This is a genomic window from Verrucomicrobiota bacterium, assembly GCA_027622555.1.
Classification (GTDB): domain Bacteria; phylum Verrucomicrobiota; class Verrucomicrobiia; order Opitutales; family UBA2995; genus UBA2995.
The window spans coordinates 1-22,744 of record JAQBYJ010000003.1 but is presented as its reverse complement, the minus strand read 5'-3'; the positions used below and the strand labels follow the sequence as shown (position 1 = coordinate 22,744).

Here is a 22,744-nt window from a genome sequence, read left to right as displayed (position 1 = left end):
CTTTGGTATCTGTCTTAAGGGTTCCTAATCCTTCCTTTTGTTTCCACCAACTTTAAAATAAAAACCATAAATAAGGGTAATAGAAGATGAGAGGCACTGAGTAAATTTACTCTTAAGGCCGAGTCGATAAATCCCACCATTATAAAGCTGAAGGCAAGGCCATCCGACATTGAATAAGATTTATCTATAAATAAAATGGAGTAGTATCTTTGGCCAACAAACCCCCATATTAACCAAAATAGCGCGCCCAAAAAGTAACCTTCAAAAAATGGTGATATCAATCCCCACCGATTGTTAAACTCAGGAGTATACATTCCCAATTCTTCAAGCGGTATATTTCGGAATGTGTAGTATCCAAATACTTGCTCAAGCGTATCTGAAAAACTGATGATTTGGGCGATTGGCTGTAACGTAACCATAAACGGTGGGTAGTACAATTTCCCTTCTCTAATTATTGAAAGCTCACTCGCTCCAGAATTGACGGCGGTAGCATAGTACATCTGAAGCCTTTCTAGTCCGTAACTGATAGGACCTCCAATATCTGCTCCGGAAAGAACTTTTACGCCATAGGTCCGATAGTACTCCAGCACGGAGAATATGATCAAAAAGAGCACCCCAACAGAAGAAACTAATACAATTGATTTGATTTTTAGACGCACACCTCGTCTTACAAAGAAAAGAATAATTAGCGCCAAAATCGGAATGAACAGCGCGAGCCTTTCTGCACCTAAAGTCCCCCTCGCTACTGCAACGAAGACAAAGAGACTTAATAATATCGTTGGAATTGAATAACTCTTCCCGACCCATATTTTTTTCCCTACCAAATAAACAATTCCAAACGTTGATAAGTGCATTAAAGTGGTCACTCCATCAACATAGGCTGCTCGAAAACTAAAGTAATGGAAACTGAATCCGGACAGTCCAATTTTAACAAATACAACGCTAATTGCGGCAATAGCCAATATCCCAGAACTCCACAAAATAATCATTTCCCGCGAATTCAGTAGGATTGTAGGCACTTTTGAACCAGGCCATAATTTATGGAGATAACTACCCAATAAAAAGGCTAGATTCGCAAGTACAGCTGGTACTGCTACCTCCATCAATGTAGCTTTGTGAAGTATGTTCCACTTTTGAAGCAGAGATAAAGGCGTCAGTACCCAAATAGACACGCTAACACAAGAAAGCGTCAATATAACCCACCTTGGATTTAAAATTTTGTTTAGCTCCACTCTACCAGATTCCTTTTATACAGTTCATTTTGTATTTATTATTTCGCTTCAGAGGTTGTGGGGTCGGCAGCGTAATTTATGCGTTTTAAAATTTCAGTCGCAATATAACTCCACGATTTCGTTTTTAGAATATCGTTTCTTGCCTTCAAACCTACAATATCAGGATCGAAGCAGATTAACTCATCCAATATGTTGGTTTTTTTATTCAAGCTTAGTAGAAACGATAGCCTTCTTCGAGTTAGCTCAGCTGTTTCTGTGGAGAATACAGGCAATCCACATGAGTACATTTCATACAACTTCATCGGACTTCTCCCATCGTTTGAAATTCCAGGAACAAACGGCAGAAACCCGAAAGTGTAATTTTTTAAAACCTTTGGTAAATCGTTATAAGGTACTGAGCCATAGAATTTCAAATTTGCCGGAATTTCCAATAACACGGAATTTGAATCTGGGCTGTACACATCAAATTTTATGGCCGGGTTGTTTTTCGCTAATTCTATGCAAAGATCTTTATCAAATCGTTTGTCTAAGGACCCATAGTAAATTCCTCGATGTTCAGTTTTCGTTTCGGACATTTCCACCGGGAATAAATTGGAATCATACCCATTTTCAAGGATCAGACCATCAATTCTACTTTCAAGACTCAGGATATGATCCAGAACAGGTCTCGAAGTAGCTATCACCTTTTTGGCTTTAAAGAGTAATTGCTTTTCGGCCCTCATGACCGATATGTCATTCCTCATAGACCAGTAAATGTCAGTAGGTCTGTAGACCATAACACATGGTCTAATTCTTTTCTCCATTCCCACTAATCTAGGTTCGTCAACTAATAATAAATCAGGATCTAGAAACGCGGCGTTTCTTATTTTTTCCTCGAATCCCCATATGGTCGCAGAAAACAAATTAGCAAACCGAAGAAACCAACGTGCAATTGGCCAAGGAACCAAAGTAAAAGGGACCCAACTATAAAGGTTCTTCGAGTATTGATAAATTCCTTTCTTAGCTAACCGGTTCCTAACAGCGTGTTTGCCATCCAGCAAGTGAGCTAAGGTCACCGGAGTTGAAATATGTAATACAGTATGCCCTTGCATGGCATATTCCTTCGCCAATTGGTGAGATCCAACCACGTAGTCACTTCCCAGGTGACTATGACTTATGAAAATAATCTTCATCCAAAGGAAAACTTATGCCCTGGTACAAGCCCTTCAAGGTGGTTCGAAATTTTAGCAATCCTTGCTTCTGATACAGAAAGCGAAGGGAGAGAATCAATGATTTGCTGAATGAGGCAAACACCCGGAAAAACGATTTACCTTCGAGCCTTTTGAGAAGCAGATCATTTCTAAACATGTACGAGAACAACCGAATTCGAAGAGGATTGGTTTCACTGTCTAATTCAGGTCTGTTTGGATTTGCTCTGAGGTGCTTTACAACGCTGTTTCCGACATAACACCCGCCGACGTCTCCTGCCAAACGCGCCGTGTATTCATAATCGTCGCCCCAGATGAAAAAAAACGCATGCGGATACCCGTGAGCGCGAATAACTGACTTGTTAACCAACAAGGAAACAAAAGTCGCGTACTTCACCCGAACCAGGCCGAGTCCCAAATACTTCCCCCATTGCGGATATTGGGTTGATGAGCCCTGCGGAAAAATCACCGGCACATTACTTTCCCTTCCTGCCAGGTCGATTACACGACTGCTATAGTACCTGGCATGGGAATCGATCTCTGCCGCTTCCAGGAGTTTTTCTAAACTGTCTTTTTCAGGAATGACATCGTCATCCATCGCCCAAACCCAGTCATAGTCAGCTTCGTTCGCTATTTTGAAACCAGTGCTGAAGCCTCCCGCACCACCAAGGTTTTCCTGAGTAATAAAATCCATATCCTCTCTACTCTGCAGCCAGGTTTCAGTCCCATCGGAACTGCTATTGTTGATAACCCATATCCTGTCAGGCTTACGAGTCTGATTTAAAATCGCCGCGACACATTGTTTTAAAATTTCCAGACGGTTGTGAGTTACAACTACCGCACAAACAGAGCCTGTGATCTCCTCATGAATTTCTAAATTATTCATCTTAATCTGAAAAGTGTGCGGCGGAGGACAGGTTATGCAAAGGGGCGTGGTTCGGAGTTTCTATTTTCAAGGACCGCTTTCCATATCATCCAGGATGTAAGGAGTAGTATCAGCGTTTCGCTTGAGAAGTTGACCAATGCGGCCGCCAACATCCCGTACTTGGGAATAAAAATCAGGTTGGAACACAGGCTGAATACTGCGACTCCGGAAAACACTATCAGCATGGCTGAATCTTTCGAAATCGCCCAAAGGCCCCAGGCAAATACTCCGTTTAGCAAAACGATCAATTTGGAGCACATCAAAATACCAAATGGCAATCCAACTTGAGCATATGCGGAGCCGTACAGGTACTGGTATACCAAAGGGCCAACTACCAAAAAAATGACCCCCAAGGGAATTGCAGCAGCTAAAAGGAGTCTGAATATCTTCTTCTGTTGTTCCCATAAATAACCAAGGGACTGCTTCTGCCATTCGATAAAGCGAGGGTAAAGAAGCAGCGGAACCATCGCAAAAAATGAGTTCACTGCGATCACCAATTGAGTAGCTGTTCGATACATTCCAAGCTCATCAACTGAAACAAGATAACCGAGCATCGGCAACTCGAGTCCGACGTATATATAAATGATTATCTGAGTTAGGTAGATTGATCTGCCATTCCAGGCATAGATAAGCGCGCGTGAGCATTGACGCAGAGAAACGTATTTAAGGGGATTTCCTTTTCCTGTCATCCACCAGGCTGCCCACACCCCGGCTGACAACCCAAGAAAACGGGAAATCAAATCTTTGCTGGCAAAATCCCCGGGTCTGATAAACCCGACCACAAAGATGAAAGCAACCAACGCTACCAAAGCTCCAGATTTGTATTGAGCAGGTTGATTTTCTTGGGCCTGCAACAACCAAACTGGCTGAAACGTAAGTAAGATTGGAATTATCATCCCGAGAAACACCAAGCCTGCCCACGTTGCTGGAATAACTCCAAAGGCAAAAAACACTCCAAGAATAGCAATATACAACATGGAGAATAACGCGCGTGCCGTCACCACGAGAGTCAAAGTATCATCGACATCGCCAGACTCCTTCAATTTGCGCACCGCGTATGCGTCAGGACATACAGAAATGAGCAGCAACACTTGGCTAGTAGTAGCAATAATGAATCCTGCCCTACCAAGTTCGGTGGGGCCCAGACACCTTGCGATCCAAACGGAGCTACCAAGACTTAAAATCAAGGCACTCATTCTCCAAAACACCATGGAACCCGCCTTATTAAAGAGGACCGCGAACTGTTTAGTCATCCCAAGGTCAGGCAGATACTTGTTATGAGTTCTCACTATTCGCCAAGAATCTTTTGGATGAGCGGGAGGGCCATCCTCAGCTTCTTTTGCCAGGTCTCCAGCTTTATGATTTGATCTTGGTGGATCGGATCATTGAGGAGATTTTCTTCGGTCATTAATTCCCGGATAAAGGCGATGCGATCAGCGCCATCGTCCAAAGCTGGAATAAGTTTTTCCCGGATGAAGCCGCCCATGAGTTTCTTGGATTGAACTTCGGCTACAAAATGATCTCGTCGATCGCCTACGACGAATTGCACCTTAACCGCTCCGAGCTGACGAAGAAATTTCAGGCCCTGGCTCGCCGAACCTTTGCTGATCGCAAGATCGGCAATAATTTTGTCCATGGGGGCTGCTTCAACAGCAGAGTAGAGGTAGCCATAGATCTGTCCGACCGATTTTGGTAGACCAATCAAAAGCGCTCCTCCGACAAAGAGATCGATCATAGTCAAACGCCATTCCGGAAGGATTGAAACTGGAGAAGAAGGTTCCATTTGGAAATAGAGGGTGAGAATAAGCTTCGATTCAAAAAGTTCAATTTAAATTGAACTTTTTGAATCTGTTTTACTTTTCTTGTTTCAACACGCTGATAATCTGGGCTAACTCTTTCCTCAATGACCGGAGTGAATCCAGAAAATCGAGCACCAGCCAAATTCATATTTGGGTTGGCTCTATTGGTGATTTTGTCGCTTCCCTGGTTATTGGGCGGGCAGTTGATTGAGGCGCAGTTAGTCGCACTGGCATTGGCGTCGGTGACATTATTAATCTCATTGAGGCATGGGACATCGACCCTAAAAGTACCGATAGGCCTGACGGCGGGAATCATCATTTACGTCCTGGTCCAGTACGCCAATCCCGCCTTGGCTCAGGACTGGCAAACCGGTCTACGTATCTGGATTGTCTCTCCTCTCGATCCTGTTCCTTGGCTCCCTTCTTCTATCCTCACCGATATCGGTGAGGCTTCGCCGATACGATTCCTAATTCTTATTACACCCGCCGTGTTTGTTGGTTTAACAGTTTTTAGGACTATGGATGTCGCTGTTCGGCCCAGACTATTATCGTGGATATCTGCAAACGGTGCGCTCATCGCTTTAGTCGGACTGTTTCAACTCAAGCTAGAAAGCCCATCCATTCTGGGACTCTTTAATGCGGTTGACGAAGTCCTCGGACTTTTCTTTGCCACTTTTCTTTATAAGAACCACGCCGCTGCTTTCTTCAACCTGGCAATGGCCACTAGCCTTGCATGCTTTTTCTGCGTCGGAAGAAACAACTCCTTCGAAAGATCTAACCCCCGTGCTTTGTATCTCACAGCCGCTGCTTTACTTCTACTCGGTGTCATTTTCTCCCGATCGAGGTTTGGCTTTATTTGCAGCCTGTTAGTTCTGGCGATGTTTGTACCGCTAGCGTTGAAGAGAATCAGGAGGTCCAATTTTCCGAGAAAATGGGTGATGGTTATCGGATCCATTTTATCTGTGCTGGTAATTGGAGGAGGTACATTTCTACTGCGCTCCAAGAGCGCAAAACATCTTCAGACCCTGAACGCACAAATCACGGAGGACTTTTCCTTTAAGCAAAGACAACTGGCCTACCGAAGTGAGTTTCGGATGTTAGCATCAAAACCCATATACGGCTGGGGTGCGGGAAACTTTCGGCATGGGTTCAGGCAATTTCAGGATACGGATGCTGAACGGGAGAAAATTAGAATCCCTTACATGGAACGCCATCAACTCAACTTCTTCTGGCAGCATGCTCATAATGACTATCTGGAATGGCTGATCGAATTGGGTATCGTAGGAACTTTGCTTCTTTTCTCCATTCCGGGATATTTTTTCCGGGCTATTTTCAAATCCAGGAGATGGAAGGAACCGGTCCCTCTGATGCTTCTTGCCGGTCTGGGGAGTACGATGGTTCATGCACTCATCGATTTTCCCTTCAGGAATCCGGCGGTGCTTATGGCCTGGTTTGTGATTCTGGTGGTGACGGCACGGTTGTGTGAACCCAAGGAAAGCCGAAATTCCTAAACCGGGCATTTTAACTGATTTTGGGCTTTCGCTCTTTTTTCTTAAATTTGGCTTTAAGCCGACGATAGAATTCTCCTGGCGATACCCAACTCAACCAGGGCAACCTGAGGTATCTGATTCCGCGAATACATGGCTCCAACAGTCCTGTTTCCCGATGCCCTGCCGACAAAGATAAGGAAGCCACAGTTTTGTACATTTTTGCTATCGAATGGTGGTCATTCGCTTGAACCACAGATTCGTACGCCTCCAAAATGCCAGCTTGGTCCAGCTGTCGCCTCTGAGAATAGAAGGCAAAATGCGAAACAATAGTGTTACCACAAATAGAATTAATCTTTCCCAACTCTCTCGGTTTTATAACGGAAAGATACTCTTCGTCATCATCCAAAACAATCCCATTGAATTTTGAAAAGTCTTCACCGTACCACGCGAAACAATTAATGGATATCCTGTTTAGTGCAATTGGCACGGAATCAAATTTGAGCTCATCCACTGTCGCGCTTTCAAGGTGATTCAGAAACCACACATGTAAGTCGGCTGCAAATTCGGGAGAGGCCCAGCCAATCTCGTCAACCGAATTTGCCTGAATATACTCTGGGTAATTCAGCTTCTTGGCCTGTTGAAACAGGTGGGTACAAATTGCATTGTTCACAATGGCTGGAAACACCAACAAGTGCTCCCGGTTTTTATTTCTGTAATCCAGTAGCGTTTCGAAAAAACCGTCTTCGACCCAGACAATGTCATCATCGAATTTAATATAGATGGTATTTCCTTCAATCGCCGTTTGGTAGAACCAATTTATTGAGGCGTTCCCGTTCGCTTTATCCACGGGATTAAGAACCGGATTAACTTTTTCAAATTCCCGGCCCAAACCTTCAATAAATTGGAGGTCATAAGGATCACTTGTATTTACCCACACATCCCAACGGTCCACCAAAGGAGATGACAAAATGTAGGGTGCCAAAATTTTCATGTACCTCCTCCTTCCGGCAGGAGTGACACAAACGACACGGTGATCCTGGTACATGAAGGACCCTTTATTTTACCAACAGCGTTCTCAGATAATCTCCGTAACTAGACTTCCCTAATTTATTAATCATTTCTTCCAGCTTGGCTTCATCTATCCATCCGAGTTCAAAAGCGATCTCTTCCGGGCAGGCAATTTTGTTTCCCTGCCGCTTTTCAATAATGGAAACGAAATTGCCTGCATCGAGCAGAGATTCCATGGTCCCGGTATCCAACCAGGCAGTACCTCGACCGAGCCGTTCGACGAAAAGCCGATCCTGGTTTAAGTAAATGCGGTTAAGATCTGTTATTTCGAGTTCGCCGCGAGCCGAGGGTCTTAGGTCACGGGCAATGTCTGTGACATCAGCGGGGTAAAAGTAAATTCCGGGAACTGCGTAGGAAGACTTGGGATGTTCCGGTTTTTCCTCCAAGGAAATGGCCCGTCCCAATTGATCGAATTCCACCACACCGTAATCACTGGGATGTGCTACATGATAACCAAAAATCGTCGCTGCATCATAGCGATCAGCGGCCTGCTTCACGGTTAAGGCAAATTCATGTCCGTGGAAAAGATTGTCGCCCAATACCAGGGCAGCGGGTGCTCCATTGAGAAAGGGTTCTCCTATGTGAAACGCCTGGGCCAGCCCGTCAGGTGAAGGTTGCTCTTCATAAGAAAACGATAAGCCCCATTGAGACCCATTTCCTAAAAGCTTCTGGAAATTGGGCAGGTCGTGCGGCGTTGAAATGACCAGGATCTCCCGGATTCCAGCCAACATCAGCACAGAAAGCGGATAGTAGATCATCGGTTTGTCATAGACAGGCATGAGCTGTTTGCTCACGGCAAGAGTAAGAGGGTAAAGCCGGGTGCCGCTGCCACCAGCCAAGATGATACCTTTGCGGTTGAACATGGTTGGATGCTCTCAATTAACGCTTCGAAGAAGCAAGGTTTTGTTTGGGCAGCTTTCCTGGAATAAACACCACGCCGTATTTTACCTTGATGCCATTTTGACCTCAGCCAATAACTAGATTGAGAACACCTTTTGTGCACCATGCTTTGAAACGGCTATCCGACTCAAAACCTTTCCTTCGCGATCTTTATTCCTTCATGTCTTCTAATCACCAGTACCATCAGATAGAGCGAATCATTGGACCTTCATGAACGGTGACTTCCTGATAGTTGGGGCTGGATTCTTTGGCTCCGTGTGCGCAGAGCGGCTGGCTTCCAAAGGAAAGAAGGTGCTCATCCTGGAAAAACGAAACCACATAGGTGGAAATAGTTGGTCTGAGCCAGATCAAGAAACCGGGATAGAGGTTCATACATATGGGTCCCATATTTTCCATACGGACAACCTCAAGGTGTGGGAATATATAAATCGATTCACTCAATTTAACAATTACCGGCACACGGTGTGGACCACTTTTAAGGACAAGGTTTATTCCATGCCAATAAACTTGGGTACGATCAATGCCTACTACAAGCTCCAGCTGAAACCACACGAGGTGTCAGCGTTTCTGGAGGAGGAACGGAAGAATGAATACTATGAGCAGCCTGGTAATCTGGAGGAGCAAGCCATCTCGTTAATTGGTCGGCCCTTGTACGAAGCCTTCATAAGAGGCTACACCGTCAAACAATGGGGAAAAGATCCGAGAGAACTTCCTGCTGAAATTATTCAAAGACTGCCGGTTAGACATTCCTATAACAGTCGTTATTTCTCGGATCCTTTTGAGGGGATACCCTTGGAAGGTTATGGCAAACTCTTCCAACGCTTGCATGACCATCCGAATATTGAGGTGCAGCTTAACACGGATTGGCTCGACGTAAGAGAAATCTATTTGGGCAAATGGCCAATTCTTTACACGGGGGCGGTCGACCAGTTCTTTGATCACAAATACGGACGACTCGAGTGGCGTTCCATCGAATTGAACCGTGAGGTTTACGACATGCCCGACTACCAGGGTTGCTCTGTCATGAACTATGCTGAGGCCGACGTCCCCTATACGCGGATACATGAATTCAAACACTTTCACCCAGAAAGACCGAGTACAAATAGAACCGTCATTTACAAAGAATACTCAAAAATAATTGGTGAAAGCACGGAGCCTTATTACCCCGTCAACACACTCAGAAACGCCGAACTCCTCAAACGCTACAAGGCCGATGCGGATCAACTGAAGCGTGTATGGTTCGGTGGGCGATTGGGTGGTTACCGCTACCTCGACATGGACGATACCATTGCTGCGGCTTTGGAGTTTGTCGAAACAACCGACCTCTTTGATTAGCCGCCAGAGTTTTATTGCCTAATCCAATTTTGAAGCACTACCTTCCTCACAAATGAACCTCCTTCTAACAGGGTGCGCCGGTTTTATCGGTTGGAAAACCACTGAACTACTTATTAAGCAAGGCCATCAGGTGGTTGGAGTGGACAACCTGAATAATTACTACGATGTAGGATTGAAGCAATGGCGGCTTAACAAGCTGACGCAAATGGACGGATTTCGTTTTGAGAAAGCAGATCTGGACGAAAAGGAGTCAATAGGCCGACTATTTAAAAACACGGCGTTTGACGCAGTGGTTCATCTAGGCGGTCGAGCCGGTGTCCGTTATAGTATGGAAAATCCTCATGCCTACATGGAGACCAATGCAGGAGGAACGTTAAGTATGCTCGAGTCCATGCGCCAACACGGGGTCCGCAAGTTCGTGCTATCTTCCACCTCCTCGCTTTATGCAGGACAGGACATGCCTTTCCTGGAATCGCTTCCGGTGAACCAACCCATTTCGCCCTATGCAGCCACAAAGAAGGCTGCTGAAGCCATGGCATACACGTATCATCATCTTTACGATTTCGATGTATCCATTCTTAGATATTTCACTGCTTACGGACCGGCAGGTCGACCGGATATGGCTCCGTTGAGATTTGTGCGCTGGATCGATGAGGGAACACCGATCACACTTTATGGGGATGGCTCGCAGAGCAGGGATTTTACCTACATTGATGACATTGCCCGCGGAACCATTGCAGCGCTCAAAAACGTAGGCCACGAGATCATCAATCTAGGCGGTGGTAACAATCCGGTCTCCATTTCAAAAATGATCGAAACATTCGAAATCCAATTGGGCAAAAAGGCCATTATTGACTACCAGCCATTTATTAAAGGGGATATGCTTCATACGTGGGCGGATATCTCCAAGGCGAAATCCATCCTCGACTGGAAACCACAAGTTTCATTTCAAGAAGGCACCCAGAACCTGGTGGATTGGTACCGGTCAGAAAAGGATTGGGTGAGTCAACTCACCCTGTAGATAAATTGGTTTCTTGGAGCCTATGGCGAAACCAGGATCCACCCTCTTTGGTAAACACCCTGTTAATTGATTCAGTATTAATTGAAATGTGAGAAACAGGAGTTGCTTCAAAGAGCCACGATTCTCTAGTTTCTGCCCTCATGAAGATCCAAAAAGCAGTAATAACGGCCGCGGGAAGAAATCAACGTCACCTGCCACTCCAGACACTCGTCGACCGTGAAGGGTTTCCTCGCTCTGCTCTCAATTTATTGATTGAGGAAATAACCTCTGCAGAAATTCAAGACATTGGCATCGTCATTGCGCCTGGAGATGAGCCGCTTTTTAAGGAAAGCGTCGATGTATCAAACGCCAAACTGACTTTTATAGAACAGGAAAAAGCCTTGGGATACGGTCATGCGGTTCATTGTGCCAAGGATTTTGTGGAAGGAGATTCATTCCTTTTGATGGTGAGCGATCACCTCTATGTCAGCGATTCAGAAGTAAGCTGCGCCCGCCAACTCGTAAACACAGCAGAAAAACTGGATTCATCCGTATCGGCCGTTCAAGCCACCCATGAAGGTAAGCTTACCGATTTCGGTGCAGTTGGAGGTACCCTTTCTACCGGCGGGAAAAATTTGTATGTGATCGACAAAATCCTGGAAAAACCAACCCCCACCCAAGCCGAGCAGGAGATCCTGGTACCTGGGCTGCGCATGGGGCACTATTTATGCTTTTTCGGGATGCATATTCTTACCCCCAAGATTTTTGAAATATTGGAGGATCTTCTAAAAACGAAAGAGGCCAAGCCATCTCTCTCCGACGCGTTACAAATTTTGGCTAAACAGGAACAATACCTAGCTTCAATCATTCAAGGCCGTCGCTACGATATGGAAAACCGTTATGGAATGCTCACGGCACAAATGGCGTTGGCCCTGGATGGCAGGCACCGGGAAGAAGTTCTCACCCAATTGGTTGAACTGTTAGCCGAATCCAAACACAAATAATCTGTAAATCTCACTGCTCCGAAACGCAGATTATGCCAAAGATTACTATGAGCGAACTGATTCGAATCATCACCTCAACAATCAAAACCGAGCGGGACACGCCTATGGAAGAAGCCATCCAAGGCCTGTCGTTCGATGAGTTAAAGTTTGAATGTGATGCACTGGATACCTTTCGCCGCACGCAAGAGAGCCTCTACGAAAAAGTTCGGGCTCTGTTCTTTCTGTATGCCTTGCACCGCTTCCACCTACCAAAACATTACGAGATAAACGGAGCGGGGCTTCTTTCTTTTGAGGCCAATCAATTGGTTCTCAATCGCCGTTTTGAAGAAGGATTAGACCTCTTTTTGTTGGAGCAGGAACGTACTGGCTGGAATGATACTCTATCCAGCGCCTTGGCTTACTCCTACTATCACCTGGCTCTGCAATACCTTGCCAACCAGGTACGCCGCAGTGTGCGTTCCGTCAAAGGAAACCAGTGGATGTTTCGTATGGGCCATTCAAGCAGCCATCCTTTACGAGTAAGCAAAGAGTTGCTGACAAGAAGTGACGATTCGGAACCCTACCCGATCATTCATGAAACCACTCCGGTACGCATGGACCTGACACACAGTGGATGGAGCGATATCTTTTTTCTGGGGATGGATCTGCCTGAAGCCGCTCGCGTTTTAAATATATCAGTAAACCTCGCGGTATGGGGCAGAGACAAAGAACCGCTGCCACCAGTCGAATGCTTTTTTCGAGTCATAGATAAACCGGTCATCCGGCTCATCAGCCTGGACCTGAAAGCCGCAACAGAAGTGACGAATCTTGATGACCTCTTTAACTTCGGCATGGACTATCTGGGCCTGGTCAAGGCGGCGATCATAGCAGCAGGCATGGTTCCGCCCGGAATTGAAGGTTCCGGTCAATCTCTTGAAAGCGTTTTGGAAGCATTGCTCGGACCACAAAAAGGATTCGAGCTAGTCAGTCATGTGCGGGATATTCCCAAGGGATCGAGGCTCGCCGTCTCAACCAACTTACTGGCCTGCTTGATATCCGCCTGTATGCGAGCCACCGGTCAAACATCATCCATGGAAGGCTCTCTGAAGGAATCTGAAAGACGTATTGTAGCAGCCCGTGCAATCCTGGGTGAATGGTTGGGGGGGTCTGGCGGTGGTTGGCAAGACTCGGGAGGAGTGTGGCCGGGAATCAAAACTATTTTTGGTGAATTGGCTCAAGAAAACGATCCCGAACACGGCATCAGCCGCGGGTGCCTGTTACCACGTCACCACCTGCTGAATACGCAGATTACGGACGAGACCATTCAAAAACTGCAAGACAGCCTGGTACTTGTCCACGGTGGGATGGCTCAAAATGTCGGCCCCATCCTGGAGATGGTTACGGAAAAATATTTGCTGCGTTCAAACAAAGAATGGGAAGGGCGAAACAACGCGATCAGGTTATTTGACCAAATCGTTGAAAGCTTGAAAACGGGCAACATCCGCAAACTTGCGGAACTGACTACTCAAAACTTTTTCGAGCCGATCCAAACCATCATTCCCTGGGCGACAACGTTTTACACCGAACAGCTGATTGAAAAAATCAAGGCCAAGTTTGGCGACGATTTCTGGGGCTTCGTAATGCTCGGCGGCATGTCGGGTGGCGGCATGGGGTTTTTCGTCGATCCTGCAATAAAGCAGAAAGCTCTTCCTGAAATTCAAGAGATCATGCAATCAGCCAAGTGTGAATTGGAGAACTCCCTTCCCTTCGCCATGGATCCAGTGGTTTACGAATTTAACATTAACCCCAATGGCACCTTCGGAGAGTTCTTAAAAGGGAAGAACGCACTACTCCCCCCTGTATATTACAAACAAGTCATCCCCAACCTGGTGAAGCAGGATATCAAAGATCTTTCCTCCGATCGCCTAGCTGAGCTCCAACAATTTACCCGCAATTGCGAAACAAACGAACAGTTTCAGGAAGCCGTTCCCCACTTTTTTAAACAGCTGTTACCCGATACAGAATCCAAATCCGAAATGAGTGGAAATCTGGATCAGCTGTTGGAAGAAAATGGCTTCGACACCATTCAACACGAAACGATTCGCCAACAACTTCAAACCGGGCGGATTGGGCTTTCCCAAAACCGGTTTCCGCCGACTACCACGATTGAGGATGTCACCGTTGAGGACGTTTATGATGGCAGAATCCCGGTCGATGGCGCTACCCATTACATGGGCGAACAAGCAATAACCAGGGGCGAGGTGGCAGTAGTATCACTCGCAGCCGGCGTCGGAAGCCGTTGGACTGAAGGTGCCGGTGTCGTAAAAGGCCTGCATCCATTTTGTAAATTCGAAGGGCGCCACCGTTCCTTTATTGAAACTCACTTGGCCAAAAGCCGGAAGGTGGGACAAGATTTTGGCGAATATCCGCTTCACGTGATCACGAGTAGTTATTTAACCCACGGTCCAATTCAAAATTATCTGGATGCGGTTAAAAACTACGGCTTCGAAGGAAACGTCTTCGTTTCAAAAGGCAAATACATCGGACTAAGGACGGTTCCCATGGTCCGCGACCTTCGCTTTGCCTGGGAAGAAGTTACGGAACAAGTGCTTGATGAACGCGCGCAGAAAATGAAGGAAAGTGTGCGCGATGCTCTGGCAGCCTGGGCAAAGAATACTGGCGAAGGCACCGATTATCGCGACAATCTTCCCTTACAGTGTTTGCACCCGGTTGGGCACTGGTACGAAGTCCCCACCCTCCTGCGCAATGGCACTTTGAACGCCATGCTGAAAGAGCGGCCTCAATTAAAGTATTTGATGCTCCATAATATTGATACGCTTGGGGCCAATATTGATCCGTCGTTTCTTGGGATTCACATACAGTCCGGAAAAGATTTCTCCTTTGAAGTTATTACGCGTCGCTACGAAGACCGTGGTGGTGGCCTCGCCAAGATCGATGGAAAGCCAAGACTCGTCGAAGGCCTTTGCCTTCCTTCCGAAGAGGAAGAGTACAAACTTTCCTACTACAATACGATGACCACATGGATTTCCATCGATCGCTTATTGGAGTTGTTTGAGTTAAAAAAATCCGACCTGGGCAACGAATCGCTGGTAGCAGAAAAGATCCGCCAGGTGGCGAACCGCATGCCGACCTATATCACCATCAAGGAAGTGAAGAAACGCTGGGGCCACGCTCAAGAAGACATCTTCCCAGTTTCACAGTTTGAAAAACTATGGGGCGACATGACCGCTTTCCAGGGCGCGGATTGCGGGTTTATGGTTGTGCCAAGGAATCGGGGTCAACAACTCAAAGCCCAGGCTCAACTCGATGGCTGGTTGAGAGACGGATCAGCAAAATATCTGAATTCTATCTGCGCTTGGTCCAACGTTCGCAAAACAGTTAAAGCTTAATTATTGGTTCTTTAAATAACCCTTCACCTTGTCGATGGACCAGGTATTGAAAACGGATTCGGCGGTAAGCCAACCTTTGCGGCATGAGTTGATCCCAGCCGAAACATACCGAAATCCGGATACGCTATGTGCATCCGGGTTCACGCTGGTCAATAAACCTTTTGCTGCAGCTTTCTTCCAGTGACGCCAGTCCATATCCAAACGCCAGGGATGCGCATTCATTTCAATGATGACATTGTTCGCAATGGCGGCATCGATCACTTTTTCAAAATTCACTTTGTAGGGTTCGCGTTTCAAAAGTAAGCGCCCTGTCAGGTGGCCTAACATGGTGGTGCAAGGGTGCTCAATCGCCCGGATGATTCGAGCCGTCATTTCTTCCTCGCTTAAGGTAAAACTCGAGTGCACCGAAACGACGACGTAATCGAGCTTCTCCAAAGTGGAGTCATTTAAATCAAGCGACCCATCTTTTAAAATATCGCACTCGATGCCACTAAAGACGAAGCAGCTAAATTTGCCAGATGCGTTGACCGCCTTGATCGCTTCGATCTGGGCCTCAACCCGTGCTTCGTCCAGGCCGTTTGCTTGAAAGCTGGCTTTGGAATGATCCGCCAGACCCAGGTAATCCCAGCCAAGATCCTGGGCGGCTTGAGTCATTTCTTCGATGGAGTTTTCACCATCTGACGCGTGAGTGTGATTGTGAAACACCCCTTTCAAATCCCCGACTTCCACAAGTTTCGGAAGTTTTCCAGCTTCAGCAGCCTGGATTTCGCCCAAGTCCTCCCGGAGCTCAGGGGTTATGAAATTCAAGTTCAACAATTGGAAGAGTTGTTCCTCATTGGCGATCGTATCAACAGCCATTTCCTCTTTGTCCTCCGTTCGCAAACCCCACTCGCTCAAACTATAACCGAGTGTTAGCGCCCGTCCACGCATCGCCACATTGTGATCCTTCGATCCTGTAAAATGATGAAGGGCAAACACGAATTGCTCCGGTGGCACTACGCGCAAATCGGCCTGCATGCCGCTGGCAAATCGGACGCTGGATTTGGTTTGTCCATGTCCGGTGACCTCCTGCACATCCGGTAAAGCCACAAACCAGTCCATAATCGGACCGGGGTCATTGGAGGCGGCGATAAAATCGAGATCACCGACTGTTTCCATTTTACGGCGAAGACTGCCGGCAGCCTCAGCCCGTTCAACTCCGGTCAAACCACGGAGGCCTTCAAGGATGGGTTGTGCCGTTTCGTTGGCAGCCCACCATAAGTGCCGCTTTGAGTAAGCTTCCCGATTCTTGATTCCAGATAGAATTTTTTCAACGGACTTGTCTCCAAAACCAGCAAGCTTGGCTACTTCGCCGGATTCACATGCTTCGGTTAACCCGGCAATGGTAGTAACTCCTAACTCATCGTGAAGTTTTTTGATCTTTTTGGCACCCATCCCGGGAATATCCAACATCTCGATAAGTCCAGGTTCTATGGACGCTTTTAAATCGTCATAAAACGGCAAGGGTTCATCCGAGAACAAGGTGACGATCTTATCGGTCAGAGCTTTCCCGATTCCCTTCACATCTCCCAGGCGGCTTTCTTTAATCAAAGTGCCCAGATCTTCCTCAAGTGTGTCGAGTGCCCGTTGTCCCGATTGGTAAGCCCGTATTTTAAAAGGGTTTTCCCCTTTCAACTCAAGTAGTGTGGCGATCTCGCCCAACACATCAGAAATTTCACCCTTATCCATGAGCCAACTATGTCACGCGCATCACAAATAACGCACGGAAATTTTAATGAAAATCAAAACCCTGTGGCAGTACCGAGGACTTGGCCGACAGCGAAGCGAACAACAACAGGGTATGAAAGGCTTAAAACATCCCACCAGATGTTCGCTTTCTACTTATCATTTTCACTTTCTCCAAAAGACTGAGCGGACATCGTTGATGGTATACTCGGCAGCAAGCTACCTCCTACATTTCGTATCACAAATTCAACTGTAGGAGGTAGCTCGCTGCCGATTTCGAATGCTCAAACTTCCTATCAGTCACCGACCCCGCGGAAGAGACCATGGGGAATTACAAGTTAATCATGCAGCAGCGTCTTAAGTGCGGCACGATTTATCTTACCCAAGAGGGATCGGGGAATGGCTTTACCGCTTATAACCGTTTTAGGGATTTTGTAAGGGGAAAGCCAATTTGCCAGGAATGACTGAAGCGCCGTTACCTTTTCCGCCGTCAGCTCCTCCTCAAAGACCGCCACCACTTCTTCACCCCACTGTTCACTTGGCCTCGAACTGACTGCTGCTACCAGGTCGGGAAACTTTTCAGAAATGAGCGCTTCCACTTCGAGAGGATTCACTTTTTCTCCTCCGGTGTTGATAAGGTAATCTTTGCGCCCGGTAACCTGAAGCTGCTTGTCGACTGTCCACCGGCCTGTATCGCCAGTTGCGTGCTCCTCGATTAGCGAATCGACAGGAAAATAACCGTGAAACAACGCTTTTGTTTTCACAGATATTTCCAGGTCCTCCGATAGTGAAATCGACACTCCCGGTAAAGGCCGACCCCAGATATTTCCCGATGCATCCGTATCGGCTCTGGAACCAATTACCACCATAGCTGCCGTTTCTGTCATTCCGTAGACAAACAATACCGGAAGCTTCTCCGTTCGAATGAAGTTTACCAGATTGGGTGTCGCTGAGGCCCCGCCGAGATAGATGGCATCCAGACCATGAAGAAAGTTGAGCCCAGCATCCGCTTGAATGAGCCGAACCAGTTGCGTAGGAACCAGAGAGATGGAGGTCTCGTCACCTGGTCTCAGCGGGAAATCACCCGATACCAGCGTTTTCCATTCCGTAAGTTGAACCAGACCACCCGATAGACAGGCACGAACCACTGGCATAAGTCCACTCACGTGAAAGACACCCAGCGTGTTGATACTATTAAGAGGCTTTTCACCGTGAAACTCGAAGAGACTTTGCACGGCCGCAGTCAATGTCTCCAGGCTATGGACACAGAATCGAACTCCACCGGAAGTTCCACCGGACGGAATCATAATCCGCGTTTCTCCAGAATGAGTTGCTTGAGAATCAATGTTTACTCCGGGAGCATTTCCAAAGATTTTATTAAAAGAAGTCTGTTCGCCAACGAGCTTCCATTCATTCGTACCCCAATGCGGATTTGCCATGAAGAGGCTGCCACCACCTATCACGGTCGTAAAAAAAGCGGCAAGGGCAGACAGCCGATCTTCTTGAGCAACCAGGACCTGATCGCCGGGATTGATAGAAGGTGCCAGGTCATTCACAAGTTTAGAGAAATGAGCCCAATCCGGTTGTGTCAGGAACGGTACCGCCAGGAGCGCATCCAGGGTCTTCGGAAAGTTTCTCATACTTTTTCTTCCCAGAGTGCTTGCAGATGACTAAGCGAAACAAGCCCTGCTTGAACTTCCGAACCAACTGGATGAAGAGACCACCCATCAGATTCAAGAAATCCGGGTGTTCCAAATCCGAGGGCAGTATCCGCGCTTTGATGGCGCCCCAGAAATTGAAGGGCTGCTTCATATCCAAAGGCCGTTTCGAAAACAGAGGAGCCCACGACTAAATTGGGCAAAGAATCGGGCGGAGTCCCGAGCAAAGAAGGTTTAACAACCAAAGGGCCCGGCCATGTGGACCAGCCAGCCAAGGAATTGGCGTTTGATACCGATTCATCGAGTGCGATTGGAGTCGAAAAAAGCTCGGCCATTTCGAGCATCCGATTCTCAAGCCCCACGGCGAGCGGCTGCTCCAGGAATTCGACGGGCTTGCCCTCCAGGAACTCCAGCCATCCTGAAAAATCTGTTTCGGATAAGCCTCCGTTGGCATCAAGCCGGAGAAACTGATGAGGAAGAAGTGTTGAACTCCAAATTTCAACCTGGGCCATTTCTTCAGCAAAGGTACGAACGCCGATTTTAGCTTTAAAGGTTGTGTAGCCTTCTTCCAGCTTATTCTCGATGGACTCATTTGGTGACAGTAATGCCGCTACTGGAAAATTCCGTTGGACAGGGTTCGCTCCCAGTTGGGTTAAGGCGCTGGCAACGGCGAACCCACAACAGGGAAGAGCGGAAACGGGTGTTTTCAATAGCTGAAATTCCGTAGGTTGTTCTCTGCACCAGGCAAGCGCATCTTCCTGAGTCTCCGTGCCAAACCATGGCACTGGGGCGATTTCACCAAATCCCAGACGCCCGTCTGCGTCTTCCAAACGAATGATAATTCCCTTACGTACCCGCCAGTCGCCATGAGAGGTAGCAAGGGGTCTCAGGAATTTTCGCTTATAAGGCAGGTATTCGAAACGTAGGTTCATCCAGGATTTTGGCTCAGAAGGTACAGAAAAAAGAAAAATTTGACACCAGGAATTTTACCTACGAAAAACGACCATGGAAAATATGAAACACCCCCTGGACTCGGAATATTACCTTCCGGCCGATCGATTTTTCCAACAAAACGCTCCTACAGGGCTGACCTATGATGATATTTCATTGGCCACCCGTTACTCGGAAATCCTTCCACGGGAGGCCAACCTGGAAACCAAACTCTCCGAAGCACTGACGCTTCAGATCCCTATCCTTTCGGCAGATATGGATACCGTTACCGAATCAGATATGGCGGTGGCGATGTCTCTTAACGGCGGCATGGGTATCATCCATTACAATATGGAGAACAAAAACCAGGTGAAGGAAGTCGCCCGGGTTAAACACCATATCCACGGCCTCATCCAGGAACCTGTAACCATAAAAGCTGATATAAAGATTGGTGACGTAATAAATCTGATCGAGCGCAAGGGCTTCAATTTCCGTACATTCCCTGTGGTTGACGAACAGGATAAATTGATTGGGCTGCTCTCTGGTTCGGTTGTTCGTGAACGCTACCGAGACACGCCAGTAATCAAGGCAATGACTCCCCGGGAACGGTTAATTACCCTCAATGAAAAAAACCTCCAGGGAGATCCTATTTCGGCGGCAGACAAATTCTTTAACGACAACATCGGGATTCATAAGATTCTGGTAATCGATGACGGCGACCGCCTTAAGGGCTTGTTTACATTGAGTGATGTTGAGCAAATTACGGCTGAAAAAAACTCCCTGCTTAAACCAAGCCGCGATTCCAATTTTCGTTTAAGAGTCGGGGCCGCGGTATCCGCCATTCGGGATGCTGAGGGATCCATCGACCGGGATGCTACTCTTCAACATATTCAAAACCTGGTGGACGAAAATGTGGATGCGATCGCCGTTTCATCCGCGCATGCTCACACCCTGAGCATGGGCCAAGTCGTGAAACTACTCAGAGGCTCGTTCCCTGATCTCACCATTATTGCAGGTAACGTCACCAGTGCTGCCGGAGTTGAATTCCTGGCCGGCTGCGGCGCTAACGCCATCAAGGTCGGGCAAGGTCCAGGATCTATTTGCACCACCCGGATAGTTGCCGGGGTTGGAATTCCTCAATTAACCGCCATCCACGTTGCCACCCGCGAAGCGGCAAAACTGGGAGTGAGTATTATTGCCGATGGCGGTATTACAAAGTCGGGAGATATGGTAAAAGCACTCACGATGGCCGATGCCGTTATGCTGGGCAGTTTATTAGCCGGTTGTCGTGAAAGCCCGGGCGAGGTTATTGAAATCAACGGCCAACTTTTCAAACAATACCGCGGCATGGGAAGTCATGCAGCGATGAAGGCCGGATCCGCTGCCCGTTACGGGCATGAGAAAGCGCAAGTCGGACGCAAAGTGGCCGCCGAAGGAATCGAAGCGCTCAAGGAATTATCAGGTCCTCTCGACAAAATTTTATCAGAATACATTGGCGGAATTCAGTCCGGTATGGGCTACCTCGGCGCACCCACCCTGGCCGATTTAAAACAACGCGCCCGCTACATCCGTGTGTCTCACGCCGGTCAACGCGAGTCCATGACTCACGATGTGATTGAGGTAAAGACTCCGAAGGAAAACTAGTAGCGGTATCCATTCGGTTTAAAAATCCGTCTGATCCGCAGAGTTGCTTTTAAACTCGAAGCTTCGTAGAAATGGACTTTCATTTCTTAAAGAAGCCATGAGCCGAATATCAATTGATGTTACAGAGGAAGAACTAACCCGCATAAAGGCATTTGCGGCTCTGAGAGGAATAAGCCTTGAGGAATACTTGCTGAAAAGCGCTCTTATTGCACAAGACGAAGAGGAAGAAAAGGCCGTTGCAGAACTGGAAAGGTGTTTTAGAGACCGCATCCGCAGGGCAGAAAATACAGGAGTGAGCACACAGACCGTTGGCGAGATCTTTGACAGAGTTTGCGAAGAAAAAGGCATTCCTCCCAGGAACAATGGCTGACTAGATCTCGACAATTACTTTTCGACCGGCTTCCTTAAAATGTCCTGACGGAAGTTACCGCGGCTGATTACGTGATAACAGGCTTCCTCATGCTCCACTTGTGCTTTTCTCGCCATGGAGGAAGAAGAAAAGCAAATCAAAGCTGCTTGTCAATATCCAAGATATGACCCCTTATTCCCTTTCCTGACCCCTTATTCCCTTTCCCTGAGGAATCCGCACGAGTGGCATAGAAATAGACGGCCAACGCGCCGAAGATGAGCGTGGGAATGGCAGCCGCAAAGACGAAGGCCATCCAGTTGCGCTTACGTTCCTGTTTTTTGGATACAGGCGAGTCGCCCTGCTTTTCCCGGGCGTGCTTGGTTGTCTTGATGCCATCGGGAGTCAGCTCGAACGCCCAGGCCAAAAGAATGGCCACCGGGAAGAAAATGCAGAGCATGATCACCACAAACCGGAACGCCCACTCGGGAATGCCAAAGCTGCCAAAGGTCGTAGAGGCCACTTGAATAATCAACCACGCTACCACCGCATAGGTGATCGCCACCCGCATGACCTTGCGGCGTTTCAGCTCGGCCCAAAATCTTGCAAATCCTGCTGATTGAGACGAATCGGAGGATGACTGGTTATCTGGACTTTTTGGATATTCGTTGTCCATGGGGTACTGAGAAGTGTGGATGTCGCCTATTTCATTAGGAGGAATATTCTGTTTTCACTCAAGCTTCAATGAAGGGGGTGCAATAGTATCTGAGGGGTGCACAAAACGACGTCGGGTGCACAAAACGACGCCACGTCTTGACTCTTGACAGAGGCACCTTGCATTCCCTTCTAGAATTCAATCGGTTTCGATTAGCCGGTTCCCCCAGGCATTTAATCCGCAAGCAGTAAACACAGGGGGAGTATGGGAGGGAGTATGGGGGAGTATTGGCTCATATCTTGAGGAGGGAGTATGGGGTCATAGGAGAATGGCGCTAACTTAAGGGGCTGAATTGAGAGAAAAAGAGCAATAAATAGAGGGAGTATGGAGAGGGAGTATGGGGTCATATCTTGGATCTCGACAATTACTTTTCGACCTGCTTCCTAAAAATATCCCG

At 47.4% G+C, this 22,744-nt stretch carries 18 protein-coding genes; 7 read left to right on the top strand and 11 right to left on the bottom strand.

What is annotated here, in order from left to right; genetic code table 11:
* Positions 1-14: 14 nt before the first annotated feature.
* The 5 genes from O3C43_01395 to O3C43_01375 are packed head-to-tail and all read right to left on the bottom strand — an operon-like array spanning position 15 to position 5,127.
* Positions 15-1,232 (bottom strand): hypothetical protein, encoded by a 1,218-nt coding sequence (locus tag O3C43_01395; protein ID MDA1065135.1) that lies wholly within the window; start codon positions 1,230-1,232, stop codon positions 15-17.
* A 38-nt stretch (positions 1,233-1,270) separates the two neighbouring features.
* Entirely contained in the window at positions 1,271-2,404 is a 1,134-nt protein-coding gene (locus tag O3C43_01390; GenBank protein ID MDA1065134.1) for a glycosyltransferase, read from the bottom strand.
* On the bottom strand, positions 2,379-3,305 hold the full coding sequence (locus O3C43_01385; protein MDA1065133.1) for a glycosyltransferase family 2 protein: 927 nt from the start codon (positions 3,303-3,305) through the stop codon (positions 2,379-2,381). The genes O3C43_01390 and O3C43_01385 overlap by 26 nt, the downstream gene beginning before the upstream one ends.
* A gap of 32 nt (positions 3,306-3,337) precedes the next feature.
* Complete coding sequence (locus O3C43_01380; GenBank protein MDA1065132.1) at positions 3,338-4,597, bottom strand: oligosaccharide flippase family protein; 1,260 nt, start codon at positions 4,595-4,597, stop codon at positions 3,338-3,340.
* Between the two features lie 35 nt (positions 4,598-4,632).
* Complete coding sequence (locus tag O3C43_01375; protein ID MDA1065131.1) at positions 4,633-5,127, bottom strand: hypothetical protein; 495 nt, start codon at positions 5,125-5,127, stop codon at positions 4,633-4,635.
* Positions 5,128-5,247: 120 nt separating this feature from the next.
* Between O3C43_01375 and O3C43_01370 the strand changes: the two genes are divergently transcribed.
* Entirely contained in the window at positions 5,248-6,654 is a 1,407-nt protein-coding gene (locus O3C43_01370; GenBank protein MDA1065130.1) for an O-antigen ligase family protein, read from the top strand.
* 10 nt (positions 6,655-6,664) lie between these two features.
* On the opposite strand, the gene O3C43_01365 is transcribed toward O3C43_01370, so the two are convergent.
* Positions 6,665-7,600 (bottom strand): hypothetical protein, encoded by a 936-nt coding sequence (locus O3C43_01365; protein ID MDA1065129.1) that lies wholly within the window; start codon positions 7,598-7,600, stop codon positions 6,665-6,667.
* 88 nt (positions 7,601-7,688) lie between these two features.
* On the bottom strand, positions 7,689-8,564 hold the full coding sequence (rfbA, locus tag O3C43_01360; GenBank protein ID MDA1065128.1) for a glucose-1-phosphate thymidylyltransferase RfbA: 876 nt from the start codon (positions 8,562-8,564) through the stop codon (positions 7,689-7,691).
* Between the two features lie 247 nt (positions 8,565-8,811).
* Here rfbA and glf point away from each other — a divergent pair, with 247 nt between their 5' ends.
* The 4 genes from glf to O3C43_01340 all read left to right on the top strand — a co-directional run bounded on the left by glf (position 8,812) and on the right by O3C43_01340 (position 15,329).
* Positions 8,812-9,936 (top strand): UDP-galactopyranose mutase, encoded by a 1,125-nt coding sequence (glf, locus tag O3C43_01355; GenBank protein ID MDA1065127.1) that lies wholly within the window; start codon positions 8,812-8,814, stop codon positions 9,934-9,936.
* 52 nt (positions 9,937-9,988) lie between these two features.
* Positions 9,989-10,957 carry a GDP-mannose 4,6-dehydratase gene (locus O3C43_01350; protein ID MDA1065126.1) on the top strand — a complete coding sequence of 323 codons (969 nt, stop codon included), beginning with the start codon at positions 9,989-9,991 and terminating at the stop codon, positions 10,955-10,957.
* 140 nt (positions 10,958-11,097) lie between these two features.
* Complete coding sequence (locus O3C43_01345; GenBank protein ID MDA1065125.1) at positions 11,098-11,940, top strand: UTP--glucose-1-phosphate uridylyltransferase; 843 nt, start codon at positions 11,098-11,100, stop codon at positions 11,938-11,940.
* Positions 11,941-11,972: 32 nt separating this feature from the next.
* A complete protein-coding gene (locus O3C43_01340) occupies positions 11,973-15,329 on the top strand; it encodes a UTP--glucose-1-phosphate uridylyltransferase (GenBank protein ID MDA1065124.1) in 3,357 nt (1,118 codons plus the stop codon).
* Here O3C43_01340 and polX read toward each other — a convergent pair whose 3' ends face one another.
* From polX to menC, 3 genes are all read right to left on the bottom strand, one after another.
* Positions 15,330-17,057 (bottom strand): DNA polymerase/3'-5' exonuclease PolX, encoded by a 1,728-nt coding sequence (gene polX, locus O3C43_01335; GenBank protein MDA1065123.1) that lies wholly within the window; start codon positions 17,055-17,057, stop codon positions 15,330-15,332.
* Positions 17,058-17,392: 335 nt separating this feature from the next.
* Positions 17,393-18,694, bottom strand: a complete 1,302-nt coding sequence (locus O3C43_01330) for an AMP-binding protein (GenBank protein MDA1065122.1) — start codon at positions 18,692-18,694, stop codon at positions 17,393-17,395.
* Complete coding sequence (gene menC, locus O3C43_01325; GenBank protein MDA1065121.1) at positions 18,691-19,644, bottom strand: o-succinylbenzoate synthase; 954 nt, start codon at positions 19,642-19,644, stop codon at positions 18,691-18,693. Before menC ends, O3C43_01330 begins: the two co-directional genes overlap by 4 nt.
* Before the next feature lie 82 nt (positions 19,645-19,726).
* Here menC and O3C43_01320 point away from each other — a divergent pair, with 82 nt between their 5' ends.
* Both O3C43_01320 and O3C43_01315 read left to right on the top strand, forming a co-directional pair.
* Positions 19,727-21,286, top strand: a complete 1,560-nt coding sequence (locus O3C43_01320) for an IMP dehydrogenase (GenBank protein ID MDA1065120.1) — start codon at positions 19,727-19,729, stop codon at positions 21,284-21,286.
* Positions 21,287-21,383: 97 nt separating this feature from the next.
* The gene (locus O3C43_01315; protein ID MDA1065119.1) at positions 21,384-21,656 is read left to right on the top strand and encodes an antitoxin; all 273 of its coding nucleotides are present in this window, start codon (positions 21,384-21,386) and stop codon (positions 21,654-21,656) included.
* A 136-nt stretch (positions 21,657-21,792) separates the two neighbouring features.
* Here O3C43_01315 and O3C43_01310 read toward each other — a convergent pair whose 3' ends face one another.
* Positions 21,793-22,308, bottom strand: coding sequence for a hypothetical protein (locus tag O3C43_01310; GenBank protein ID MDA1065118.1), 516 nt, complete (start codon positions 22,306-22,308; stop codon positions 21,793-21,795).
* Between the last annotated feature and the right edge of the window lie 436 nt (positions 22,309-22,744).

Excerpts from the sequence above, each read along its gene's own strand:
- O3C43_01390 (MDA1065134.1), bottom strand. The coding sequence starts at position 2,404 with ATGAAGATTATTTTCATAAGTCATAGTCACCTGGGAAGTGACTACGTG.
- O3C43_01385 (MDA1065133.1), bottom strand. The coding sequence starts at position 3,305 with ATGAATAATTTAGAAATTCATGAGGAGATCACAGGCTCTGTTTGTGCG.
- O3C43_01380 (MDA1065132.1), bottom strand. The coding sequence starts at position 4,597 with ATGACTAAACAGTTCGCGGTCCTCTTTAATAAGGCGGGTTCCATGGTG.
- O3C43_01375 (MDA1065131.1), bottom strand. The coding sequence starts at position 5,127 with ATGGAACCTTCTTCTCCAGTTTCAATCCTTCCGGAATGGCGTTTGACT.
- O3C43_01370 (MDA1065130.1), top strand. The coding sequence starts at position 5,248 with ATGACCGGAGTGAATCCAGAAAATCGAGCACCAGCCAAATTCATATTT.
- rfbA (MDA1065128.1), bottom strand. The coding sequence starts at position 8,564 with ATGTTCAACCGCAAAGGTATCATCTTGGCTGGTGGCAGCGGCACCCGG.
- glf (MDA1065127.1), top strand. The coding sequence starts at position 8,812 with ATGAACGGTGACTTCCTGATAGTTGGGGCTGGATTCTTTGGCTCCGTG.
- O3C43_01350 (MDA1065126.1), top strand. The coding sequence starts at position 9,989 with ATGAACCTCCTTCTAACAGGGTGCGCCGGTTTTATCGGTTGGAAAACC.
- O3C43_01345 (MDA1065125.1), top strand. The coding sequence starts at position 11,098 with ATGAAGATCCAAAAAGCAGTAATAACGGCCGCGGGAAGAAATCAACGT.
- O3C43_01340 (MDA1065124.1), top strand. The coding sequence starts at position 11,973 with ATGCCAAAGATTACTATGAGCGAACTGATTCGAATCATCACCTCAACA.
- polX (MDA1065123.1), bottom strand. The coding sequence starts at position 17,057 with ATGGATAAGGGTGAAATTTCTGATGTGTTGGGCGAGATCGCCACACTA.
- O3C43_01330 (MDA1065122.1), bottom strand. The coding sequence starts at position 18,694 with ATGAGAAACTTTCCGAAGACCCTGGATGCGCTCCTGGCGGTACCGTTC.
- menC (MDA1065121.1), bottom strand. The coding sequence starts at position 19,644 with ATGAACCTACGTTTCGAATACCTGCCTTATAAGCGAAAATTCCTGAGA.
- O3C43_01320 (MDA1065120.1), top strand. The coding sequence starts at position 19,727 with ATGAAACACCCCCTGGACTCGGAATATTACCTTCCGGCCGATCGATTT.
- O3C43_01315 (MDA1065119.1), top strand. The coding sequence starts at position 21,384 with ATGAGCCGAATATCAATTGATGTTACAGAGGAAGAACTAACCCGCATA.
- O3C43_01310 (MDA1065118.1), bottom strand. The coding sequence starts at position 22,308 with ATGGACAACGAATATCCAAAAAGTCCAGATAACCAGTCATCCTCCGAT.